Origin of the sequence: Flavobacterium terrae, from assembly GCF_900142035.1 — a bacterium.
GTDB classification, from domain to species: Bacteria; Bacteroidota; Bacteroidia; order Flavobacteriales; family Flavobacteriaceae; genus Flavobacterium; species Flavobacterium terrae.
Genome location: NZ_FQZI01000002.1, coordinates 469,936 through 489,336, shown reverse-complemented (window position 1 = coordinate 489,336; position 19,401 = coordinate 469,936). Strand labels below are relative to the sequence as shown.

Annotated in this window: 20 protein-coding genes and 1 tRNA gene; 13 read left to right on the top strand and 8 right to left on the bottom strand. The window is 30.9% G+C overall.

Features of this window, described 5'->3' with window-relative positions:
• Window positions 1-145: 145 nt before the first annotated feature.
• Window positions 146-559: a type II 3-dehydroquinate dehydratase gene (gene aroQ / locus BUC09_RS06570; RefSeq protein ID WP_073309861.1), complete on the top strand. Its 414-nt coding sequence runs from the start codon at window positions 146-148 to the stop codon at window positions 557-559.
• 44 nt (window positions 560-603) lie between these two features.
• The gene (locus tag BUC09_RS06565; protein WP_073309859.1) at window positions 604-3,078 is read left to right on the top strand and encodes a DUF5686 and carboxypeptidase regulatory-like domain-containing protein; all 2,475 of its coding nucleotides are present in this window, start codon (window positions 604-606) and stop codon (window positions 3,076-3,078) included.
• On the opposite strand, the gene BUC09_RS06560 is transcribed toward BUC09_RS06565, so the two are convergent.
• The 4 genes from BUC09_RS06560 to BUC09_RS06545 form a co-directional block, all read right to left on the bottom strand.
• A complete protein-coding gene (locus BUC09_RS06560; RefSeq protein WP_073309858.1) occupies window positions 3,075-3,845 on the bottom strand; it encodes a sulfite exporter TauE/SafE family protein in 771 nt (256 codons plus the stop codon). The genes BUC09_RS06565 and BUC09_RS06560 overlap by 4 nt on opposite strands.
• An 81-nt stretch (window positions 3,846-3,926) precedes the next feature.
• On the bottom strand, window positions 3,927-5,237 hold the full coding sequence (gene murA / locus BUC09_RS06555; RefSeq protein WP_073309856.1) for a UDP-N-acetylglucosamine 1-carboxyvinyltransferase: 1,311 nt from the start codon (window positions 5,235-5,237) through the stop codon (window positions 3,927-3,929).
• 46 nt (window positions 5,238-5,283) lie between these two features.
• Window positions 5,284-6,003: a DUF4290 domain-containing protein gene (locus tag BUC09_RS06550; protein ID WP_073309854.1), complete on the bottom strand. Its 720-nt coding sequence runs from the start codon at window positions 6,001-6,003 to the stop codon at window positions 5,284-5,286.
• Window positions 6,004-6,291, bottom strand: a complete 288-nt coding sequence (locus BUC09_RS06545) for a DUF493 family protein (protein ID WP_073309852.1) — start codon at window positions 6,289-6,291, stop codon at window positions 6,004-6,006. It abuts the gene before it with no gap.
• Between the two features lie 117 nt (window positions 6,292-6,408).
• On the opposite strand from BUC09_RS06545, the gene BUC09_RS06540 reads away from it, so the two are divergent.
• The 5 genes from BUC09_RS06540 (at window position 6,409) to BUC09_RS06520 (ending at window position 10,993) form a co-directional block, all read left to right on the top strand.
• Complete coding sequence (locus BUC09_RS06540) at window positions 6,409-6,945, top strand: AAA family ATPase (RefSeq protein ID WP_073309850.1); 537 nt, start codon at window positions 6,409-6,411, stop codon at window positions 6,943-6,945.
• Between the two features lie 74 nt (window positions 6,946-7,019).
• Window positions 7,020-8,915: a RecQ family ATP-dependent DNA helicase gene (locus tag BUC09_RS06535; RefSeq protein ID WP_073309848.1), complete on the top strand. Its 1,896-nt coding sequence runs from the start codon at window positions 7,020-7,022 to the stop codon at window positions 8,913-8,915.
• A complete protein-coding gene (gene fmt / locus BUC09_RS06530; RefSeq protein WP_073309846.1) occupies window positions 8,915-9,865 on the top strand; it encodes a methionyl-tRNA formyltransferase in 951 nt (316 codons plus the stop codon). The genes BUC09_RS06535 and fmt overlap by 1 nt, the downstream gene beginning before the upstream one ends.
• A 176-nt stretch (window positions 9,866-10,041) precedes the next feature.
• Window positions 10,042-10,317, top strand: coding sequence for an HU family DNA-binding protein (locus tag BUC09_RS06525; RefSeq protein WP_073309844.1), 276 nt, complete (start codon window positions 10,042-10,044; stop codon window positions 10,315-10,317).
• Window positions 10,318-10,432: 115 nt separating this feature from the next.
• Window positions 10,433-10,993, top strand: a complete 561-nt coding sequence (locus BUC09_RS06520; RefSeq protein WP_073309842.1) for a YqgE/AlgH family protein — start codon at window positions 10,433-10,435, stop codon at window positions 10,991-10,993.
• Here the strand turns inward: BUC09_RS06520 and BUC09_RS06515 are convergent.
• Together BUC09_RS06515 and BUC09_RS06510 are read right to left on the bottom strand one after the other, a co-directional pair.
• Complete coding sequence (locus BUC09_RS06515) at window positions 10,990-11,796, bottom strand: aminotransferase class IV (protein WP_073309840.1); 807 nt, start codon at window positions 11,794-11,796, stop codon at window positions 10,990-10,992. The genes BUC09_RS06520 and BUC09_RS06515 overlap by 4 nt on opposite strands.
• 64 nt (window positions 11,797-11,860) lie before the next feature.
• The gene (locus BUC09_RS06510) at window positions 11,861-12,253 is read right to left on the bottom strand and encodes an START-like domain-containing protein (RefSeq protein ID WP_073309838.1); all 393 of its coding nucleotides are present in this window, start codon (window positions 12,251-12,253) and stop codon (window positions 11,861-11,863) included.
• A 144-nt stretch (window positions 12,254-12,397) separates the two neighbouring features.
• On the opposite strand from BUC09_RS06510, the gene BUC09_RS06505 reads away from it, so the two are divergent.
• The 6 genes from BUC09_RS06505 to BUC09_RS06480 all read left to right on the top strand — a co-directional run bounded on the left by BUC09_RS06505 (window position 12,398) and on the right by BUC09_RS06480 (window position 17,352).
• Window positions 12,398-12,471 (top strand) — tRNA-Met (locus BUC09_RS06505).
• A gap of 54 nt (window positions 12,472-12,525) precedes the next feature.
• On the top strand, window positions 12,526-13,908 hold the full coding sequence (locus BUC09_RS06500; RefSeq protein WP_073309836.1) for a tyrosine-type recombinase/integrase: 1,383 nt from the start codon (window positions 12,526-12,528) through the stop codon (window positions 13,906-13,908).
• Window positions 13,909-14,081: 173 nt separating this feature from the next.
• A complete protein-coding gene (locus tag BUC09_RS06495) occupies window positions 14,082-14,936 on the top strand; it encodes a hypothetical protein (RefSeq protein WP_073309835.1) in 855 nt (284 codons plus the stop codon).
• Window positions 14,937-15,050: 114 nt separating this feature from the next.
• On the top strand, window positions 15,051-16,067 hold the full coding sequence (locus BUC09_RS06490; RefSeq protein WP_073309833.1) for an AAA family ATPase: 1,017 nt from the start codon (window positions 15,051-15,053) through the stop codon (window positions 16,065-16,067).
• 2 nt (window positions 16,068-16,069) lie between these two features.
• Window positions 16,070-16,264 carry a hypothetical protein gene (locus BUC09_RS06485; RefSeq protein ID WP_073309831.1) on the top strand — a complete coding sequence of 65 codons (195 nt, stop codon included), beginning with the start codon at window positions 16,070-16,072 and terminating at the stop codon, window positions 16,262-16,264.
• Window positions 16,265-16,332: 68 nt separating this feature from the next.
• Entirely contained in the window at window positions 16,333-17,352 is a 1,020-nt protein-coding gene (locus BUC09_RS06480) for a DUF6371 domain-containing protein (RefSeq protein ID WP_073309829.1), read from the top strand.
• Between the two features lie 76 nt (window positions 17,353-17,428).
• Here BUC09_RS06480 and BUC09_RS06475 read toward each other — a convergent pair whose 3' ends face one another.
• Complete coding sequence (locus BUC09_RS06475; RefSeq protein ID WP_073309827.1) at window positions 17,429-18,145, bottom strand: hypothetical protein; 717 nt, start codon at window positions 18,143-18,145, stop codon at window positions 17,429-17,431.
• 1 nt (window position 18,146) lies between these two features.
• On the bottom strand, window positions 18,147-19,241 hold the full coding sequence (locus BUC09_RS06470) for a ComEC/Rec2 family competence protein (protein WP_073309825.1): 1,095 nt from the start codon (window positions 19,239-19,241) through the stop codon (window positions 18,147-18,149).
• Window positions 19,242-19,401: the final 160 nt, after the last annotated feature.

Here is a 19,401-nt window from a genome sequence, read left to right as displayed (position 1 = left end):
GTGTGTTTTAAGTTGTTTTTTGTAGGAAAAGCTCCTAAAGTATGTTTGTTGATTATCTTTTTTTGTTTAAAAAGATAATGGATTCTATTCTGTCATAGTATAGATATTTGTCAATAAACCCTTATATTTACTCAAATTATTTGATGTGAAAGTACTTATTATAAATGGCCCAAATTTAAACTTACTGGGAAAGAGAGAGCCTAGTGTTTATGGTAATCAAGATTTTGATTTTTTTTTTGATTCTTTAAAAACTAAATATTTAAATGTCGATTTGGAATACTTTCAAAGTAACATTGAAGGTGAAATTATTAACAAACTACAAGAAGTAGGTTTTAGTTATGACGGAATTATTTTAAATGCTGGAGCTTATACCCATACATCTATTGGAATAGGCGATTGTATAAAAGCAATTGTTACTCCAGTTATAGAAGTTCATATCTCTAATACTTTTTCTAGAGAATCTTTTAGACATCAATCTTATATTGCGCCTAATGCAAAAGGAGTAATTATTGGTTTTGGTCTTCAAAGTTATGAATTGGCCATTCAATCTTTTTTGTAAAGCAACCATTTCTTGTTTAATTACGTCTATTAAGAAAAAACCAAATGAAAAATTTCTTTCTTTTTGCCTTTCTATTGATTTCTATTGTATCAAATTCTCAAATAAAAGGTTTGGTAACAGATGAAAATAATCAACCTCTTCCTTTAGTAACAGTTTTAGTAGATAATACTTATAATAGTACTACGACAAATGAAAAAGGGTTTTATGAGTTGAATATAAAGCAAAAAGGGAAGTATACTATAATTTTCCAGTTTTTGGGTTTCAAGACTAAAAAGGTTGCGATCAATATTGATAGCTTTCCTCATGATCTTAATGTAAAACTAGTGGAAGAAAAGTACACATTAAATGAGGTTGTTGTAACAAATCAAGAAGATCCCGCTAAGCAAATTATTCGTAACGCAATTGCTGCCAAAAAAGAAAACTCTGAAAGAACGGCTAAATATAAAGCAGATTTCTATTCAAGAGGACTGATGCGAATTAAGGATGCTCCTAAAAAGATTTTAGGTCAGGAATTAGGCGATTTTGATGGAGCTTTAGATTCAACTAGAACAGGTATTTTGTATTTATCAGAAACTGTTTCTAAACTTAGTTTTCAAAAACCTGATAAAATGAAAGAAACCATTCTTGCTTCTAAAGTAGCTGGTAAAAACAATGGTTTTAGTTTCAATAATGCAGCAAGTGTTGAGTTTGATTTTTATGAGAATTATTTACCATTTCAGGTTAATATCATTTCTCCTATAAGTGATAATGCTTTTTCGTACTACAAATTTAAAATTGATGGAAGTTTTTATACAGAAGACAAACAACAAGTAAATAAAATTAAAGTTATACCACGTAGAGACACTGAACCAGTAGTTGAAGGTTATATTTATATTGTTGAGGATTCTTGGGCTATTTATGCTGTAGATGTCAATATTAAAGGCTATAGAATGCAAACACCCGCTTTAGATAATTTAATTTTAAAACAAAGTTTTAGTTATAATAAAAATGATAATATTTGGACTAAGAACACTCAAAGTCTTGATTTTGTTGCAGGTTTATTAGGTATAAATCTTTCAGGAAGGTTTACATATGTATATAGCAATTTTGAATTTGAGCCTTCATTTGATAAAAAAACATTTACACGAGAAGTGTTGAGCTTTGAAAAAGATTCTAATAAAAAGGATAATGATTTTTGGAATTCTATAAGACCAGTTCCATTGACATTAGAAGAAAGTACAGACTATACAAAAAAAGATAGCATTCAAACATTAAGACAGTCTAAAGAATATTTAGACTCTATAGATAGAAAGAATAATAAATTTTCTTTATTTGATGTAGTTAGTGGTTATAATTACAAGAATTCATATAAAGATTGGACTTTAAGTTATTCAGGAGTTTTAACAAGTTTACGATTTAATACTGTTCAAGGTTATGTTTTAAGTACGGGTTTCAATTATTTAAAAAATAATAGAGAAAATAGAACTTATACATCTGCGGGTATTATTTTTAATTATGGATTAGAAGAACAAAAACTCAGGATGAAAGCGGAGTATTCACAAAAGTTTAATAATGTAAATGATGCGTTGTTGAGTTTTTCAGGAGGAAGAGATATTGTTCAGTTCAATGCTAATAATCCAATTTCGAGTATTGTAAACACAGTAAGCACCTTATTCTTTAAGAATAACTTCATGAAACTTTATGATAAGAGTTTTATAAACGTAGGCTATAGTCAAGAGGTTATAAATGGTTTTTCGGTTTATACTAACATGGAATATTCCGAAAGAAAACCACTCTTTAATACAACAGATTATACTGTCGTGAAGAAAGACAAAGTGTATACTTCTAACAATCCATTGCTGCCTTTTGATTACAATAAACCTATTATCATGAAGCATAATTTGATAAAAGCTAGAATCACAGGGAAGATAAATTTTGCGCAAGAATATTGGTCAAGACCAGATGGAAAGTTTAATTTATCTAATGATAAGTATCCAACTGTTTATTTAACTTATGAAAAAGGCTTTGCTGGAAACGAATCACAATATAATTTTGATTATGTAGCTTCAAGAGTTTCTCATGATTTTCCTTTGGGTAATAAAGGAAATTTAGGTGTGAATATTTCAGCTGGTAAATTTTTTAATGGAGATAATATTTCTTTTGTGGATTATAAGCATTTTAATGGAAATCAAACACATATTGGTCAATCAGACAGATATTTGAATGTATTTAATATGATGCCGTATTACAAATACAGTACAAATGATTCTTTTTTTGAAGCGCATGCGGAATATGATGACAAAGGGTTTATTGCCAATAAAATTCCGTTAATTAATCTACTTAAAGTAAATATGATTTTAGGGTATCACAACTTGTCTTTGCCTGGAATTAATCCGTATCAAGAGTTTTCTGTTGGATTGGATAATTTAGGTTTTGGTAAATTTAAGCTGTTTAGATTGGATTATGTTCGTTCATATCAAAGTACAATTCATAGAGACGGAATTGTTTTTGGCTTGAAAATATTAAACGCTTTGAATTAATTCTTTAAAAATACATCATAACTTAGTCTAATTAAGGTGCCAATTACAACAACTAGAAAAAAGATGCGGATAAAACCGTTTCCTTTTTTAATGGCTAATTTTGCGCCTAACCATCCCCCAAAACCGTTGCAAACGGCCATTGGTAAAGCCATTAGCCATAGAATTTTTCCTTTCGAAATGAATAAGACTAGTGATCCAATGTTTGAGGCGATGTTTACCAATTTTGCATTTGCTGAGGCATGTAAAAAATCAAATCCAAGTACAAATATAAACGCAACAATAAGAAAGCTACCTGTTCCTGGACCAATAAAACCATCATAAAAACCAATAAAAGCACTAATTAATATCCCGTATAAAATAGCTTTAATATTTGAAATTTCTTTAGGTTGATGGCTGCCAAAATCTTTTTTTATGAAGGTGTAAATAGCTAATAAAATTAGGATTACTAATAATAATGGCTTCATAAAATCATTGTTCACAATGGTAAGAATATAAGAGCCAAAGAAAGCGCTCAAGCATGAAAATATTGTCATTATAAACAACAATCTCCAATTCATGTCCACGTTCTTTAAGTATTGAATTGAGGCAATACTCGTTCCTGTTATACCAGGAACTTTGAGAGATCCTGATAAATTAGCTATAGGTTGATGAGGTAAAAGAATCAAAGCAATTGGAGTTTGAATTAATCCACCACCACCAGCAATAGCATCAATAAATCCTGCTAAAAATGAGGCGATGCAAAGAAATATAATAATGTAGGTTTCCATTCTTGGTTGGGTTAAAAAGAAAATTCCAAATCCCAATATAGTTATCGGAATTTGGAATTATATATAATTACATACTTTAGATTATGCTCTAACAATATTAGCACCTAAAGCTCTTAATCGCTCATCAATGCGCTCATAACCTCTATCTATTTGCTCAATATTTTGAATTGTGCTAGTTCCTTTAGCAGTAAGTGCAGCAATTAATAATGAAATACCAGCTCTAATATCTGGAGAACTCATTGTTGTTGCTTTTAGTTGCGACTGGAAATTATGTCCCATAACCACGGCTCTGTGTGGATCACATAACATGATTTTTGCACCCATGTCAATTAATTTATCCACAAAGAATAAACGGCTTTCAAACATTTTTTGATGAATTAAAACATCTCCTTTTGCTTGAGTTGCAACAACTAATACAATACTTAATAAGTCAGGAGTGAAACCTGGCCAAGGAGCATCTGCTACTGTTAAAATTGAACCATCAATGTCAGTTTTGATTTCATATCCATCTGTATGAGCAGGAATATAAATATCGTCACCTCGTTTTTCTAAAGTGATTCCTAATTTTCTAAAAACATTTGGGATAACTCCTAAATTCTCCCAACTTACATCTTTGATAGTAATTTCGCTTCTTGTCATAGCAGCAAGACCAATCCAAGATCCAATTTCGATCATATCAGGTAAAACTCTGTGTTCGCAACCACCAAGACTGTCAACACCTTCAATAGTTAAAAGGTTAGATCCAATTCCGGTGATTTTAGCACCCATCGAATTCAACATTTTACAAAGTTGTTGTAGATAAGGCTCACAAGCTGCATTATAAATTGTTGTTGTGCCTTCGGCTAAAACTGCAGCCATAACAATATTTGCTGTTCCAGTAACCGAAGCTTCATCAAGTAACATGTATGTTCCCTGAAGTCTTCCATCTATTTCCACACCATAAAAATGGTCAGCTCTTTCGTAACGGAATTTAGCGCCTAAGTTGATAAAGCCTTCAAAGTGAGTATCTAGACGGCGGCGACCAATTTTGTCACCTCCAGGTTTAGGAATATATCCGCAACCAAAACGTGCTAAAAGTGGTCCAACAATCATGATTGATCCTCTTAAACTTCCACCTTCTTTTTTAAATGCTTCAGTTTTAAGGTAGTCTATATTTACTTCATCAGCCTGAAAAGTATAATCTCCAGGGCCGTTTTTTTGAATTTTTACACCTAAATTTCCTAAAAGGACAATAAGCTTGTTAACATCAATAATGTCAGGGATATTAGTAATCCTTACTTTTTCTGAAGTTAATAAAACAGGACATAATATTTGTAATGCTTCATTTTTTGCACCCTGAGGTTGAACTGTTCCTTTTAGTGGTATACCACCTTCAATTTTAAATGTTCCCATTTTAAATTATGAGTTATAAATTAGTAATTATGAGGTTTACTCTTAATTATTTAGGATTATTATTGTTTTTTATAAATGGTTTTTTAGGACCATTCTTTTGGTTTTTAAGCTTACTGTTGTTATTGTTGTTGTTTTGGATTTTATTAGACATACGTTTATTGGTACGCATTAAATCCTGAGTGTTTGAAAGCTCTTCACTAGAGGTAGTAAGGTTTAATTTACCTCCCGATAATTCATATAAATGTTCAAATATAACTGCATCAGTAACGGTGTCTTTGTTCCAACTTAAATATGATTTTTTCATATGATTGGCAATAACTCTAACCAGAGCATTTTTCATATCCCCTTCTTCCCACTCATTTGCTTTAGCAATCATATAAGTTATATTGTTTCCGTAAAAACGATATTTAGGAAAGTTTTGAGGGTATTTTAATGTGTCAGGTTTCATTTTTAATACCTCTTTTGAAGGTATTGGGTAGGGAGAATCTACGTCTAATGAAAAATCAGACATAATAAATAGTTGGTCCCATAGTTTATGTTGAAAATCAGGCACATCTCGCAAGTGAGGATTCATGCTTCCCATGACTGAAATAATATATTTAGCCATTTTATTTCGTTCCTCTCTATCCTGAATTGCTAGAGCTTGGTCAATTAATTTTTGTAAATGACGGCCATATTCAGGTATGATTAGCGATTTTCTTTCAGAATTGTATTCTAAGTTATGAACTACATCGCCAGCATTTTCTCTAATGTATTTTGTATCCATTTATAAAGATATTATCCCCTCGATTGTTGACACTTCTTGGTATTTTTGAATTACCTCGTCAGCGCTATTTAAATGCACACTTATTGAAATACTTGTAAATTTTCCGTTTTTAGATTGGCGAGTATCAATAATAGCTCCCATTCTGTTAAAGGCACCTTCCACTTGCGCTATTTTTTCGATATCGCTAGGAACAATAAATTTATATAAGTATTCAGAAGGCCATTTTTTTGTGGTCGAATTAAGTTCTTCCTTTAATCTTTCGTAAAACTCAGTTGTTTTCTTATCCATCTTCTGCATTAAAATAAACGCAAATATAAGCTTTTTGAAATTAGAAATTATCGATTGTAAATTCAATTTTCAAAAACCAATAAGTTTAATTAAGTTTGCACCTTTATTTTTAGAGTTTTGAAAAAGGAAATTATTGTAATTACCGGTGGACCAGGAACTGGAAAGACAACGATTATTGAAGGATTAATCGAAAAAGGATTTACGTGTTATCCTGAAATTTCCCGTGAAGTAACCTTAGAGGCGCAAAGGCAAGGAATTGATCAATTGTTTTTGACGGAACCTTTGCTGTTTAGTCAAATGCTTTTAGATGGGAGATTAAAACAGTATCAAAACGCTATTCAAGAAGAAAGCTCTCAGGTTTTTATTGACAGGGGGGTGCCAGATGTTTTGGCTTATATGCATTTTATTGGTGATACTTATCCAGAACATTTTGATCAAAGTTGTCACGATAGTAAATATACTAAAGTGTTTGTCTTGCCTCCTTGGGAAGATATATATGTTAGTGATCAGGCTCGTTATGAAAATTTTGAACAAGCAAAAATTATCTACGATCATCTTAAAGAAACATATGCAAAATATGGTTACGAACTTATCGAAGTGCCTATCGGGACTGTAAGTGAGCGTATAGACTTTATTTTTACTCATCTTAAATAATTTGATAGTTTTAATTTAAATTGTTTTGCTTTAAACAAGTAAACTCTTTATTTTTAAACTTTAAATACTTTTGAATGCAACAAGCATTACAAATTCTTGAAAAATATTGGAATTATTCTTCTTTTAGACCCGTTCAGGACGAAATAATCAAATCGGTATTAGAAAGAAAAGATACTTTTGGATTAATGCCAACCGGTGGAGGAAAATCATTATGTTTTCAAGTGCCGGGGATGGTTTTTGATGGAATTTGTCTAGTGGTTTCTCCTTTAGTTGCTTTAATGAAAGATCAGGTTGCTCAATTACAATCCAAAAGCATTAAAGCTATAGCATTGACAGGAGGAATTAAATCTGAAGAAATAATACAATTATTAGATAACTGTCAATTTGGTAATTATAAATTTTTATATCTATCTCCAGAACGATTAGAGCAGGAGTGGGTATTAGAACGAATTAAAAATTTGCCAATAAGCATGATTGCGATTGATGAGGCTCATTGTGTTTCTCAATGGGGGCATGATTTTAGACCTTCTTATTTAAAAATTAAAAATTTAAAAACTCATTTCCCTAAAGTACCTTTTATCGCTTTAACAGCTTCGGCTACTCCTAGAGTTCAGGTTGATATAATTAACTTGTTAGGATTAGAAGATCCTAGTTTTTTTTCGAAGTCTTTTGCTAGAGAAAATCTTGGATATCATGTCATAAAGGCTGAAGATAAATTGTTTAAGCTGAATCAAATTCTTCAAAAAAATCCTGAGCCATCAATTATATATGTTCGTAATAGAAAAAACTGTCATGTTTTTGCTCAAAAACTTTCAGATTTAGGTTTTAAAACAACCTATTATCACGGTGGATTGCCTTTAAAGGAAAAGGAAAAGAACATGGATTCTTGGCTTATAGATAAAACACCTGTAATGATTGCTACAAGCGCTTTTGGTATGGGGATAGATAAACCAAATGTAAAAACAGTAATTCATATTAATCTACCCGAAAATTTAGAAAGTTATTATCAGGAAGCGGGTAGAGCAGGTAGAAACGGGCAAAAAGCATTTGCAATATTAATTAGTTCGCCTTCAGATATTATTCAAGCCGAAAATCAGTTTATTCAGGTTTTGCCAGATGTTAAGTTTCTTAAAGAAGTTTACGTTAAACTTTGCAACTATTTTCAAATTGCTTATGGAGAAGGAATTAATGAGGAATTTCCGTTTGGTTTAAATCAGTTTTGTTTGCAGTACGATTTTCCTGTTTTAAAAACATTTAACGCACTTCAGTTTTTAGACAAACAAGGAATAATTAGTCTTACTCAGGAATTTTCAGAAAAACTTCAGGTTCAATTTTTATTAGAGTCTAAAGAGGTAATTAGATATATAAGCTTAAATCCAGAAGATGAGCCTATTATTTCTACTATTTTAAGAAGTTATCCAGGTATTTTTGATTTGCAGATCAATGTTAATTTGGCTTTTGTGGCAAAAAAAGCAGGAACGACAGAGGTTAAAGTGCTAAATTTGCTAGAGAAACTTAAAAAATTGAATATAGTTGAATTTTTTTCTCAATTTAATGAGTCTAAAATTATTTTTTTAGAGGTTAGAGAAGATGAAAGAACAATTAATAGAGTTTCTAGACACTTGGAAAGTCAAAATCTGGCAAAAATTGAACAAATAAAAGCTATGGTTGATTATGTGTCTGATGATAAGAGTTGTAAAAGTCAATTATTGTTGAATTATTTCGGAGAAGGCAACAGTAAAGAATGTGGAGTTTGTTCTTTTTGTGTTTCAAAAAGGATGAAGAATGTTCCTTTAGAAGATTTAAAAACACAAATAATAAAACTTTTAAGTCAAAATGAAATGACTGCTAGAGAAATTGTTGCTTTAATTGGTATTGAAGAGAAGCAAGTATTGGAAGTAATTAAGGGTTTATTAGAATATAATATAGTATCGATTAATAGTAGAAATCAGTTTACAATAGTAAAATAATGGAAAAACTAAGAATTGTTTTTATGGGTACTCCAGAATTTGCAGTGGGAATCCTAGATGCAATAGTGAAGGAAGATAAGCATGAAATTGTTGGAGTTATAACTGCAGTGGATAAGCCAGCAGGTAGAGGTCAAAAAATTAAATACTCTGCAGTAAAAGAATATGCAATTGAAAAAGGTTTAAGATTATTACAACCTTCTAACCTAAAAAATGAAGAATTTCTGCAAGAGTTGCAATCGTTAAATGCTAACTTACAAGTTGTAGTCGCTTTTAGAATGCTTCCTCAGGCAGTTTGGCAAATGCCTGAATATGGGACTTTTAATTTGCATGCTTCGTTGTTGCCTAATTATAGAGGTGCTGCGCCTATAAATTGGGCAATAATTAATGGTGAAACTAAAACAGGAGTGACTACCTTTTTTATAGATGATAAAATTGACACCGGAGCTATGATCCTTAGTAAAGAAATTAGTATAGCAGAAAATGAAACAGCAGGAGAGTTGCATGATAAACTTATGGTTTTAGGTTGTGACGCTGTTTTAGAAACTTTACAGAAAATAAGTTTGGGTTCTGTCACTACAAAAATCCAAGAAGATACACCAGAAATTAAAACGGCTTACAAGCTTGATCGCGATAATTGTAAAATTGATTTTAGCCAAGGAATTGATGAAGTTTATAATTTAATAAGAGGACTTAGTCCTTATCCTACTGCTTATTGCTTTTTTAAAGACGGTGATTTGGAATGGAATGTTAAGATTTATGAAGTAACAAAAGAAGTTGTAAATCATGAGTTTGAACTAGGCTTAGTGATAACAACAAAAAAAGAAATGAAAATTGCTGTTTCTGGAGGATTTATTCATGTGGTTTCAATACAATTTCCAGGAAAAAAGAAAATGTTAATACATGAATTACTTAATGGAATGACTTTTTCTGAACAAGCCAAAGCTTTATAAGACTAGTAAAAACAAGGTTTAACGAATTTTTTATATAAAAAAGAGTTGTTTATCAACAAATTACTTGAGTTATTAACAAAAACAATAAAAAAACGCCTCAACTGTTGTATAGTAAGGAAATCCTATTAAATTTGTAGGTGTAAGTATTAATATTAACCAATCAATTAATAACAATTATGAACAAATCAGATTTAATCGATGCTATGGCTGCTCACGCAGGGATTACAAAAGCTGCTGCTAAATTAGCTTTAGAATCATTTTTAGAAAATGTTGAAGGTACTTTGAAAAAAGGTGGAAGAGTATCTTTAGTTGGATTTGGATCTTGGTCAGTATCTAAGAGAGCTGCAAGAGATGGAAGAAACCCTCAAACAGGAAAAACTATCAAAATTGCTGCTAAAAACGTAGTAAAATTCAAAGCTGGTGCTGAATTAGAAGGTGCAGTAAACAAATAATAGTTTGCATAAAGAAATAGAGCCACGCCTTGCGTGGCTTTTTTTTTGCTTTTTAACGATTTTATTTGGGAATTAGATAAATTAATTGTTAAATTTAAGTCTAATTCTTATTGTTATGATTTCTGTACGACCAAAAAAAGGGCACTTACTGGTAGCAGAACCGTCTATTACGGGAGATTTATCTTTTAATAGATCAGTAGTTCTGTTGGCAGATCATAACGAAGATGGTTCTGTTGGATTTATCCTAAACAAGCCACTTGGTTATACACTTCACGATTTAATTCCTGAAATTGACGCAACTTTCAAGATTTATAATGGCGGACCAATTGAGCAGGATAATCTTTACTTTATTCATAATGTACCTCAATTAATACCCGAAAGCATAGAGATTGCCGAAGGGATTTACTGGGGAGGTGATTTTGAACATGCCAAAAATCTTATTAACCAAGGTAAAATAGGTAGAACTAATGTTCGATTTTTTCTAGGTTATTCAGGGTGGGATGCAGAGCAATTACAAAATGAGCTCGAATCTAACTCTTGGATTATTTCCGAAAATGGTCTTAGAAATAAAATCATTGGTAAATCTGCTACAGATTTTTGGAAAGAAAAAATCATAGAGCAAGGTGGCGAATATTTGATTTGGTCTAATGCTCCCGAAAATCCTATTTACAACTAGCTTAGACGTATTTTTACGTTTAATTTAGAAATTAGAGATTTAGCTAAACTGGTTTCGAATTCTTTTTTCCTGTATTTAGTTATGGGTTGAATTCCTTTAATCACGTTTGTAATAAATATCTCATCGGCTTTTTGTAAATCAAAAGGAGAAATATTGCTTTCGGTAAATGTTAAATCATCAATTGTTTTTGCTAAAGCAATAATTTGTTTTCTCATGATTCCATTAAGACAGCCTTCAGAAACTGGAGGTGTTGTTAATGTTTTGTCTTTTAACATAAAAATGTTACCATTAAGAACTTCTACTACGTTTTTATCTTCATTGAGTAATATACAATTGTCCAACGCATTTTCTTTGGCATAAATACTTCCTGTGATTTGAACAATTTTGTTAGTGCTTTTTAGGGTCGAAATTAATTGTTTAGATACATAAAAGTCTTTAAAAATGTCTACTTCGTATGTTGTGTTTTCAATTTCGTAAATTGGTTTTTCAATTTTTGAAACAGAAATAACATAATCTATTGCGTTGTTGTCGGGAAGATAAAAGCCGCCATCTTTGCGATAAACAGTCATTCTGGCTCTAGCTGAAGTTTCTAATTGTTCTTTTTTAACCTCATTTAATATTTCGCTTTCAAAGAATTCCATAGTGAAATTCATAGGGATTTCCATTCTTAAAATTCGCATAGACGACATTAATCTGAAATAGTGGTCTTCTAAAAAAAGTATTTTTCCATCTAGAATTTTAACTGTTTCAAATAAGGCATCGCCATATAAAAAACCGCGATTGTTAAGTAGTGAGTTTGTCATAAAAAAATCCCGCTTTGTTTTTAGTAACAAAGCGGGGCAAATATAAGTCTTATAATTTTAAATATTAAACAGAACCAATAACATGTTTTAGATCGGAAATCTGATTTTCCCATAACATTTTAGCCTCTTCCATTTCATCTTCTTCAGCATAATCAACTACCATTAGTGAAACATCTTTTGTGATGTCATCTACTAATATTCTCATTTCGAAAAAGTATTCTGTGTCATGATTTTGTTCATCAACCCATTTAAATTTTACTTTTTCTCCTGTTTTCTTAGAGTATAACCTTGCTTTTTCTTGGGAATCATCCCAAATAAATGTGTAAAACTCACCTCTTGAGTTAACATTGTTTGCAAACCATTCTTGAAGTCCTGATGGAGTGGAAATATATTGATAAAGTAATTGTGGCGAAGAATGTATAGGGAATTCTAGTTCGTAACGTATTTTGCTATCCATAGGTGTTAATTTTGGGCGTAATATATATAATATAGAATAGAAAAAAAAATAAATTTTTAATAATTATTTTTTTGAAATTTTATTTGCAGGCTTTAAATATAGTGTTATATTTGCACCCGCATTGAGAGATGCAATACCAACAATGGCGAGGTAGCTCAGTTGGTTAGAGCGCAGGATTCATAACCCTGAGGTCACGGGTTCAACTCCCGTCTTCGCTACAGAAATTGAAGTTATGAAAATCAACGGTTTAGGTACTCTAAACCGTTTTTTTTATGTCTAAAATTTTTTTATATTTACAAAAAGTACACGATTTAGTATACAGTTTAGAACACAATACCCAAATTAATCAATTCAAAAACTTGTTGAAACAGAAAGAATTTACTTCTCCAAAAATATTTACTGGTGGCGTAAATATTCTGCTATGGAATCAACTTAGCGAATCCGAAAAATCAAAAGCACTATCTAAAAGCTGGTATGTATATTATAGTTTTAGGGATGTAAAAACAGGTAAACTCAAAAGAATGCCAAACATTAAAGGCAATGCAAATAAGCTAAAAACTAAAAAAGAAAGAATTGATTATTTGAGTGCAATGAGTAGCGCACTTGAATTTTTACTCGAAAAAGGATTTAACCCAAATATTGATAACAATAATATAGAAGAGCTACTCAACAAAAAACAATCCGATAGTTCAAAAGCGAACAATAATAGTGTTGTAATCCCTAAAGAAAAAATTGCAATTATTAATGATAGCATTGCAATACCCGAAACCCTAACAATTAAAGAAGCTTTTGAATTTGCTTTAAACATCAAGAAGAATACAATTAGAGATACTTCATATAAAAACTTTGAATTAAGAGTTAGAAAATTCAGAAAGTCTTTAGATGAAAACAAACCGATAACCTTCATAACCAAAAAGGTTATTAATGATTATCTGAATGGAGTATTAATTAATTCAAGTGCAAGGAACAGAAACAATACAAGAGCAGATTTAAGTTCTTTATTTCAAGTTTTAGAGGACAATGAGGTAATTGTTGATAATGTAATCAAAAAAATAAATGTTTTAAAGTCAAACCCAGAGAGAAATAAAACTTACACTTCTGAAATGCAGAAAGACATTTATTTTTTTCTAGAAGAAAATGACAAGTTACTTTTACTATTCATAAAATTTGTGTCATATAATTTTTTAAGACCCATTGAGGTTTGTGAATTGAAGATTAAAGATATTGATTTAATTGGTAAAAGGATTTACTTGAGGACTAAAAACAAGGCTGTAAAAATCAAAATCATACCTGAAATATTGATGAATGATTTACCCGATTTGTCAAAATTTAATCCTGAAAGTTTTCTTTTCACTCCTAATGGTTTCGGTCAAGACTGGATTACAGAGCCAAACAATAAAAGGGATTATTTCTCAAAAAGATTTAAAGAAGTTGTGAAAACACATTTTAATCTTAACAAAGATTATGGAATGTATAGTTTCAGACATACTTTCATTACTAAATTGTACAGAGAGATGCGTAAAACCAGTTCACAGTTTGAAACCAAAAGCAAATTAATGCTTGTAACAGGACATTCTACAATGACAGCACTTGAAAAGTATTTAAGGGATATTGATGCCGAACTACCAGAAGATTATTCACATTTACTCAAATAAGATTGCAATAAAAAATAAAGTAATTGCAATGTTTTTTATTTAAAACTAAAATTTGATACTATCCCAAAATAGTAAAGACAACAATTGCAATGAAATTGAATTAGAATTGCAATGAAAATATAAAATAATTGCGATGTTTGTCACATCAATGCGGTAAACATAAAAATCAACTAATGTCTGAATTGAACTCAAAATATAACGAATTAATTAATGAAATATTTAGAAATTTTATTTTCTATATTCCTATATCAATTCTTGATATGGAAGAGTTTAAAAAACTCCCTGAAGAAAGTAAATCAGTTATTGATAGAATAACTTATATTGATGAGGACTTGAATTTCGTATATGAAAACAGTCTTGGATTTTCAACACTCCTTTTAAAGTCCAGTAAATTAAAAAACAATTGTTTCAAACTAATAGAATATAAAGAAACATTAAATGCTATCAGTTTTAGTTATCTATCCGAAAACTACTTGAAACAACTCGAAACCTATGCTTTTTTTTCAAATCAATTATCACTGTATTTTGAAAAAAATTCCCCAGATAAAGACATAAACACACAAGCTTTATTTAATTGTCAAAGTCTCAACTTTAACACACACATTGCAGAAGTCGAAAAAATAACTGGTTTAAAAGTGCAAAATTTCAATCAGCAAAATTTTATTCAAGAAGTAAAGGAAACGCCGGTTTTTAAGAGGTTTTCCGTTAATCTTGCTCCGAGAGAAAAATACTTTAGAGACTTTATTTCACACGAAAAAAACAAAGAAATTGAAAGCACCATTTTAAAGAAATACCCAACTATTAAAGGGAAAAAAATGAGATATATCATTGATTTTCTAGTTAAAAAGAAAGCATTAACTATTACCTATGGCACGCAAACTGAATTATATGATGCTTTAAAAAGAACATTTAATTGTAATATTGGTACTTATCCCTCTATTTTCGGTTATAAAGTAAATGAAAATAAAGATTCCGATTATTCGAGAATAACGAATGAATTAGAAACAATCCTTAATCAATACTTTTAAGTTCTGTAAACTTCTTTAAACTTTTGTAAAGTACTGTAATTACAATACTTTCAAGCTTTAAGATTAAATTCCTAATTACATACCACAATAGATTTGCAAAAAAATCTAAGTGTTATGAATGATAATCTCGATGATTTCAAAGACGAAATAAAGAAAGAATTAGCTTCTGATTCTAACTCTATTTTTGAAATAAAATCAGCAAACCAATTTATCGAAATTGCCAAAAACAGACCAATACCCCGAATGCTTTTCGGTGAATTTTGGTTTGAGGGAGAAATATGCATTTTGTTTGCTGACACTAATTTAGGTAAGTCAATTTTAGCTGTTCAGATTGCCAACAGCATTAGTACTGGAATTTCTACTTGTGGCTTAAAATTAGAATGCCCACCTACTCCTATTATCTATTTTGATTTTGAACTTTCAGATAAACAGTTTGAAAATAGATATTCTGAAAACTTCGCAAATCATTTTTCATTTAGTCCAAACTTTTTGAGAGCAGAAATTAATCCCGATTATTTTGAAGATAAACGGTTTAAAACTTTTGAAGAATTTCTATTCTATTCACTTGAAAAATCTATCATTGATTTTGGTGTTAAAGTTTTAATTGTTGACAACATCACTTATTTGAAGAGTGACAATGAGAAAGCAAAAGATGCTTTACCATTGATGAAATTTTTAAAAGACTTGAAAAACAAATATGTGCTATCAATTTTAGTTCTAGCGCATACACCAAAAATTGATACTTGCAAACCCATAACAAAAAACCATTTATCAGGGAGCAAAATGTTAATGAACTTTTGCGATAGCAGTTTTGCAATTGGAGAAAGTCATCAAGAAATTGGGTTAAGATATATCAAGCAAATCAAACAACGTAATTGTGAACAGATTTACGATTCTGAAAACATTATCGTTTGCAGAATTGAAAAAGTAAATAGCTTTTTACAATTCAGTTTCAATGGCTATGATTCAGAAAATGAGCATTTAAAAACATTAAGTGTTGGGGATGCAAATGAGCGTAATTCAAAAATACTGGAGCTGTTTGAAAGTGGCATTTCAAAATCTGAAATTGGAAGACAACTAGGTATTTCAGAGGGTACAGTAAGAATCATTTTAAAGAAAAATAATCTTTAAAAATGACTGCCAATACAGTATATGAAGTTTTTCTAGCACTTTCCCCAGAGGAGAGGGAGAAATTTATTGTATTGGTCAAAGGACAAGAAGAAAAACCCAAATACGACTTTAGAAAGAAAAAAAGCAAAAAAATCAAATTTACCAAAGAAGATGCAATTGAATATTTACTTGCAACCGTTTTCAAACCCAAATACTAACCTCGTAATTCTCGTAATGGTCGTAAATACTTCGATTACTACGAGGATTACGATTATTACGAATAGTTATGAATGAGTTTAAGTATTCATTAGATAAGTCGAGTAAAAAGTTTATTTGCCCTAACTGTGGCAAAAGAAGATTTGTTAGGTATATCAATAAAATTACAAGTGATTATCTTGAAGAAACTTACGGTAGATGCGACAGAGAGACAAGTTGTGGCTATCATAATAGCCCAAAACAAAATGAGTGCATTACAATTTTCAATATTGAAACGATAAATTTAATTCCCGATTTTATTGATCCACTACTGGTAAAGCAATCATTAAAAAAATATTGCAATAACAATTTTGCAAAGTTCCTATATAAGCATTTTGCAAAAGATGAAGTTGAAAATTGCATCGCAAAGTATAATATCGGAACTTCAAAACATTGGGAGGGTGCAACTGTATTTTGGCAAATCAATCAAACTCAAAAAGTCCATACTGGCAAAATAATTCTATTTGATGAAAACACAGGCAAACGAGTAAAAATTCCATTTCCACATATTAACTGGGTTCACAAGAAAATCAATAAGGATAAATTTAACCTCAAACAATGTCTGTTTGGGTTGCATCTTGTTAAAACAAGGGTTGCAAACTTGTTGCAAACATCCATTGCAATTGTGGAATCTGAAAAGACTGCAATCATAATGAGCCTGTTTATTCCCGAATATTTATGGATGGCTACTGGAAGTAAACAAAACTTAAAATTGCAATTGTTAGAACCAATCAAAAAAGAGAATATTGTTGTTTACCCTGATAAGGGAGAATTTGCTGACTGGAATAAAAAAGTAATCGAATTGCAAAAGCAAGGTTTTAAAATTAAATGCAGTTCAATAGTTGAGAACTCGGAATTTGAAACAGGAATAGATTTAGCTGATATTTACTTTGCAGTGAAAAATAACACAAATAAAAATAAGGTTGAAATTGTATTATCTGAAACTGAAAAGAAAATCCAAAGGCTGTCAAAAATAAATCCTTCTATAATTTCACTTATTGAAACTTTTGATTTAATCGATGAAAAAGGAAGCGGTATTAGAATTATTTAGAAAATGAAATTGTAAGTAATCTATATTTCGTATAAAAAAGGGTCAGAATTGACCCTTTTTTAAATTATTTTTCGCACTAGACTTCGTTTAAAGCTTCAAAAAGCCTTTCAGCATATGAGAAAGCTACCAACTTAATCCAGTCTCTTGTTATTACAAAAAGCCATGTCAGTATAGCAATTAGCAAAAATGCAAAAAGTCCTATGGATTGAGTTGTGAATTTATTAAAAACTTTAAACCCTTCGGTTACAAAATAGAAATGAGTTATTAGGCATAAAAAAATTATGGATAGAGCAAAATTTTTCATTGCCCATAAATTACGCCTAAAACCATAACTCACATTTTCCTTAAAAAGTAAATTGAATTTAGTGGTATCTCTCGTTTTCGATATTAAGAATTTTGCACAGCTGTTGTAAACTTCATCAGCATCATCAGGTTCATCGTTTTCCTCTTGAGCTGTTGGCATCTGAATATTTGGTATTTTTTGCGTCAAAATCTGTCGGTATCGATTTTTAGTAACGCTATCCAAATATGTATTTTTGTATCTTAAAATTTGTGTTGTAGGCTTACCTCCAAAGTACTTGTAAAGTTCGGACTCTTTGGACTTCCCTTTATCTCTTCCGAATTGAGCTAGTACAAAAGTGAAGAGACCAAAAGCCAAAACGGCTGTGAAGTAGTGATAATATTTTTCTAAATCAGTAATATAATAAACACCTACAATAAATGCTGGCAATAAAATCAGTAAGCAGGGATATAGTCTTGCCTTAACGGAATAATTATCAATGTCAAATTTCATGTTACTCTGGAATTTCAACTTGGTTAGTGAATGGCATTGGTATTGCAGTTGTGTAACCTTCTCTAGTTGGAACACTACCAAATCTGAAGTTAAGAACTTTTCCTTGAGTTTTGTAGGGTGTCATGTTTCTTCTTATCAAACTATTTATGACAATAGGTGATGGATGTTTTGGAGCACCTAGCACAGAACACGAAACAACAGAATAATTAGCTGAAATGTGTCTTAAAATCCCTTTTGAAAGGTTTCTTCTACTTCCATGATGTGGTACATCAAAAACGTTTAAATTCTTAAGGGATATCCCTTTTTCAGTTGCGTAATAAATTGCCTTATGCATTCCCTGCGTACCTGCATCACCAGTAAATAGAACTCTGGCTTTACCTACTGTCAAAAGTAAAACTAAACTCATGTCATTCTCTGCTGATGTTGGCACATCAGTTTCTGCCAAGTTCTCCGTTTCAAAAGTCAAATCTTCACGTACAAATTTGGTTTTAGTCTTTGTATCTGCGCTGAAGCCACGTACACTCTCAAAAACACCCATATCCGGTGTTTTACCGGATGCTTGAACAAGACTTGTATAAAGTTCTTTACTAGGGCCTAAAACTGTTAGAATATCTTCTTCATTTATAGTATAAGAACTACCTTGATGTGGGGAAAAAATTTCAATTTTATTTTCAATCGCTAGTTGCTCAATATCGTGAGCATATTGGTAGGCATTTCTTAACTTGTCAGTAAAACTCTTTCTTGTGATTCGTCCGTCTACGATTGAATCTTTCAAGTCTCCCCAATGATTCCAAGGTCTGTGCATCCATATTTTTTCTACTTCCAGTCCCTCTATAACTTTTCTTAATCCCGAAGCATGGTCAGAATCGGGATGAGTAAGAATAACCCTGTCAACTTTGTTGGTCTTATAAACCTCTTTTACGTGTTTTACAAGTGCATCACCACTCGCTAGATTACCACCATCAATAATAAAAACCTTTTGATTTTTCCATCTGCCGTCTTCGTACAATCCGAATCTCAAAGCGATTGCATCGCCACTTTTTTCTCCGTCTCCAACGGGCATAAAATCAATTTCTAATGAGTAATTTTCAGTCATGTTTTGTTTTTTAGTTTAATTAATAGACTGATAGTCAAGGCAACTTTTGTGCCGAATAAAAAACATGACATTTTGTCTAAAATGGTTAAAATTAAGATTTTGTTCTTAACTCTACTCTAAGTTAGCATATCCATACTCTTTTTCAAAATGAGAATATTTA

Coding starts and splice junctions, on each gene's coding strand:
- BUC09_RS06525 (WP_073309844.1), top strand. CDS start 10,042: ATGAACAAATCAGATTTAATCGATGCTATGGCTGCTCACGCAGGGATT.
- murA (WP_073309856.1), bottom strand. CDS start 5,237: ATGGGAACATTTAAAATTGAAGGTGGTATACCACTAAAAGGAACAGTT.
- BUC09_RS06520 (WP_073309842.1), top strand. CDS start 10,433: ATGATTTCTGTACGACCAAAAAAAGGGCACTTACTGGTAGCAGAACCG.
- BUC09_RS06550 (WP_073309854.1), bottom strand. CDS start 6,003: ATGGATACAAAATACATTAGAGAAAATGCTGGCGATGTAGTTCATAAC.
- BUC09_RS06475 (WP_073309827.1), bottom strand. CDS start 18,145: ATGAAATTTGACATTGATAATTATTCCGTTAAGGCAAGACTATATCCC.
- BUC09_RS06515 (WP_073309840.1), bottom strand. CDS start 11,796: ATGACAAACTCACTACTTAACAATCGCGGTTTTTTATATGGCGATGCC.
- BUC09_RS06565 (WP_073309859.1), top strand. CDS start 604: ATGAAAAATTTCTTTCTTTTTGCCTTTCTATTGATTTCTATTGTATCA.
- BUC09_RS06495 (WP_073309835.1), top strand. CDS start 14,082: ATGTCTGAATTGAACTCAAAATATAACGAATTAATTAATGAAATATTT.
- BUC09_RS06510 (WP_073309838.1), bottom strand. CDS start 12,253: ATGGATAGCAAAATACGTTACGAACTAGAATTCCCTATACATTCTTCG.
- BUC09_RS06535 (WP_073309848.1), top strand. CDS start 7,020: ATGCAACAAGCATTACAAATTCTTGAAAAATATTGGAATTATTCTTCT.
- BUC09_RS06560 (WP_073309858.1), bottom strand. CDS start 3,845: ATGGAAACCTACATTATTATATTTCTTTGCATCGCCTCATTTTTAGCA.
- BUC09_RS06480 (WP_073309829.1), top strand. CDS start 16,333: ATGAATGAGTTTAAGTATTCATTAGATAAGTCGAGTAAAAAGTTTATT.
- BUC09_RS06470 (WP_073309825.1), bottom strand. CDS start 19,241: ATGACTGAAAATTACTCATTAGAAATTGATTTTATGCCCGTTGGAGAC.
- BUC09_RS06490 (WP_073309833.1), top strand. CDS start 15,051: ATGAATGATAATCTCGATGATTTCAAAGACGAAATAAAGAAAGAATTA.
- BUC09_RS06545 (WP_073309852.1), bottom strand. CDS start 6,291: ATGGATAAGAAAACAACTGAGTTTTACGAAAGATTAAAGGAAGAACTT.
- BUC09_RS06500 (WP_073309836.1), top strand. CDS start 12,526: ATGTCTAAAATTTTTTTATATTTACAAAAAGTACACGATTTAGTATAC.
- BUC09_RS06485 (WP_073309831.1), top strand. CDS start 16,070: ATGACTGCCAATACAGTATATGAAGTTTTTCTAGCACTTTCCCCAGAG.
- fmt (WP_073309846.1), top strand. CDS start 8,915: ATGGAAAAACTAAGAATTGTTTTTATGGGTACTCCAGAATTTGCAGTG.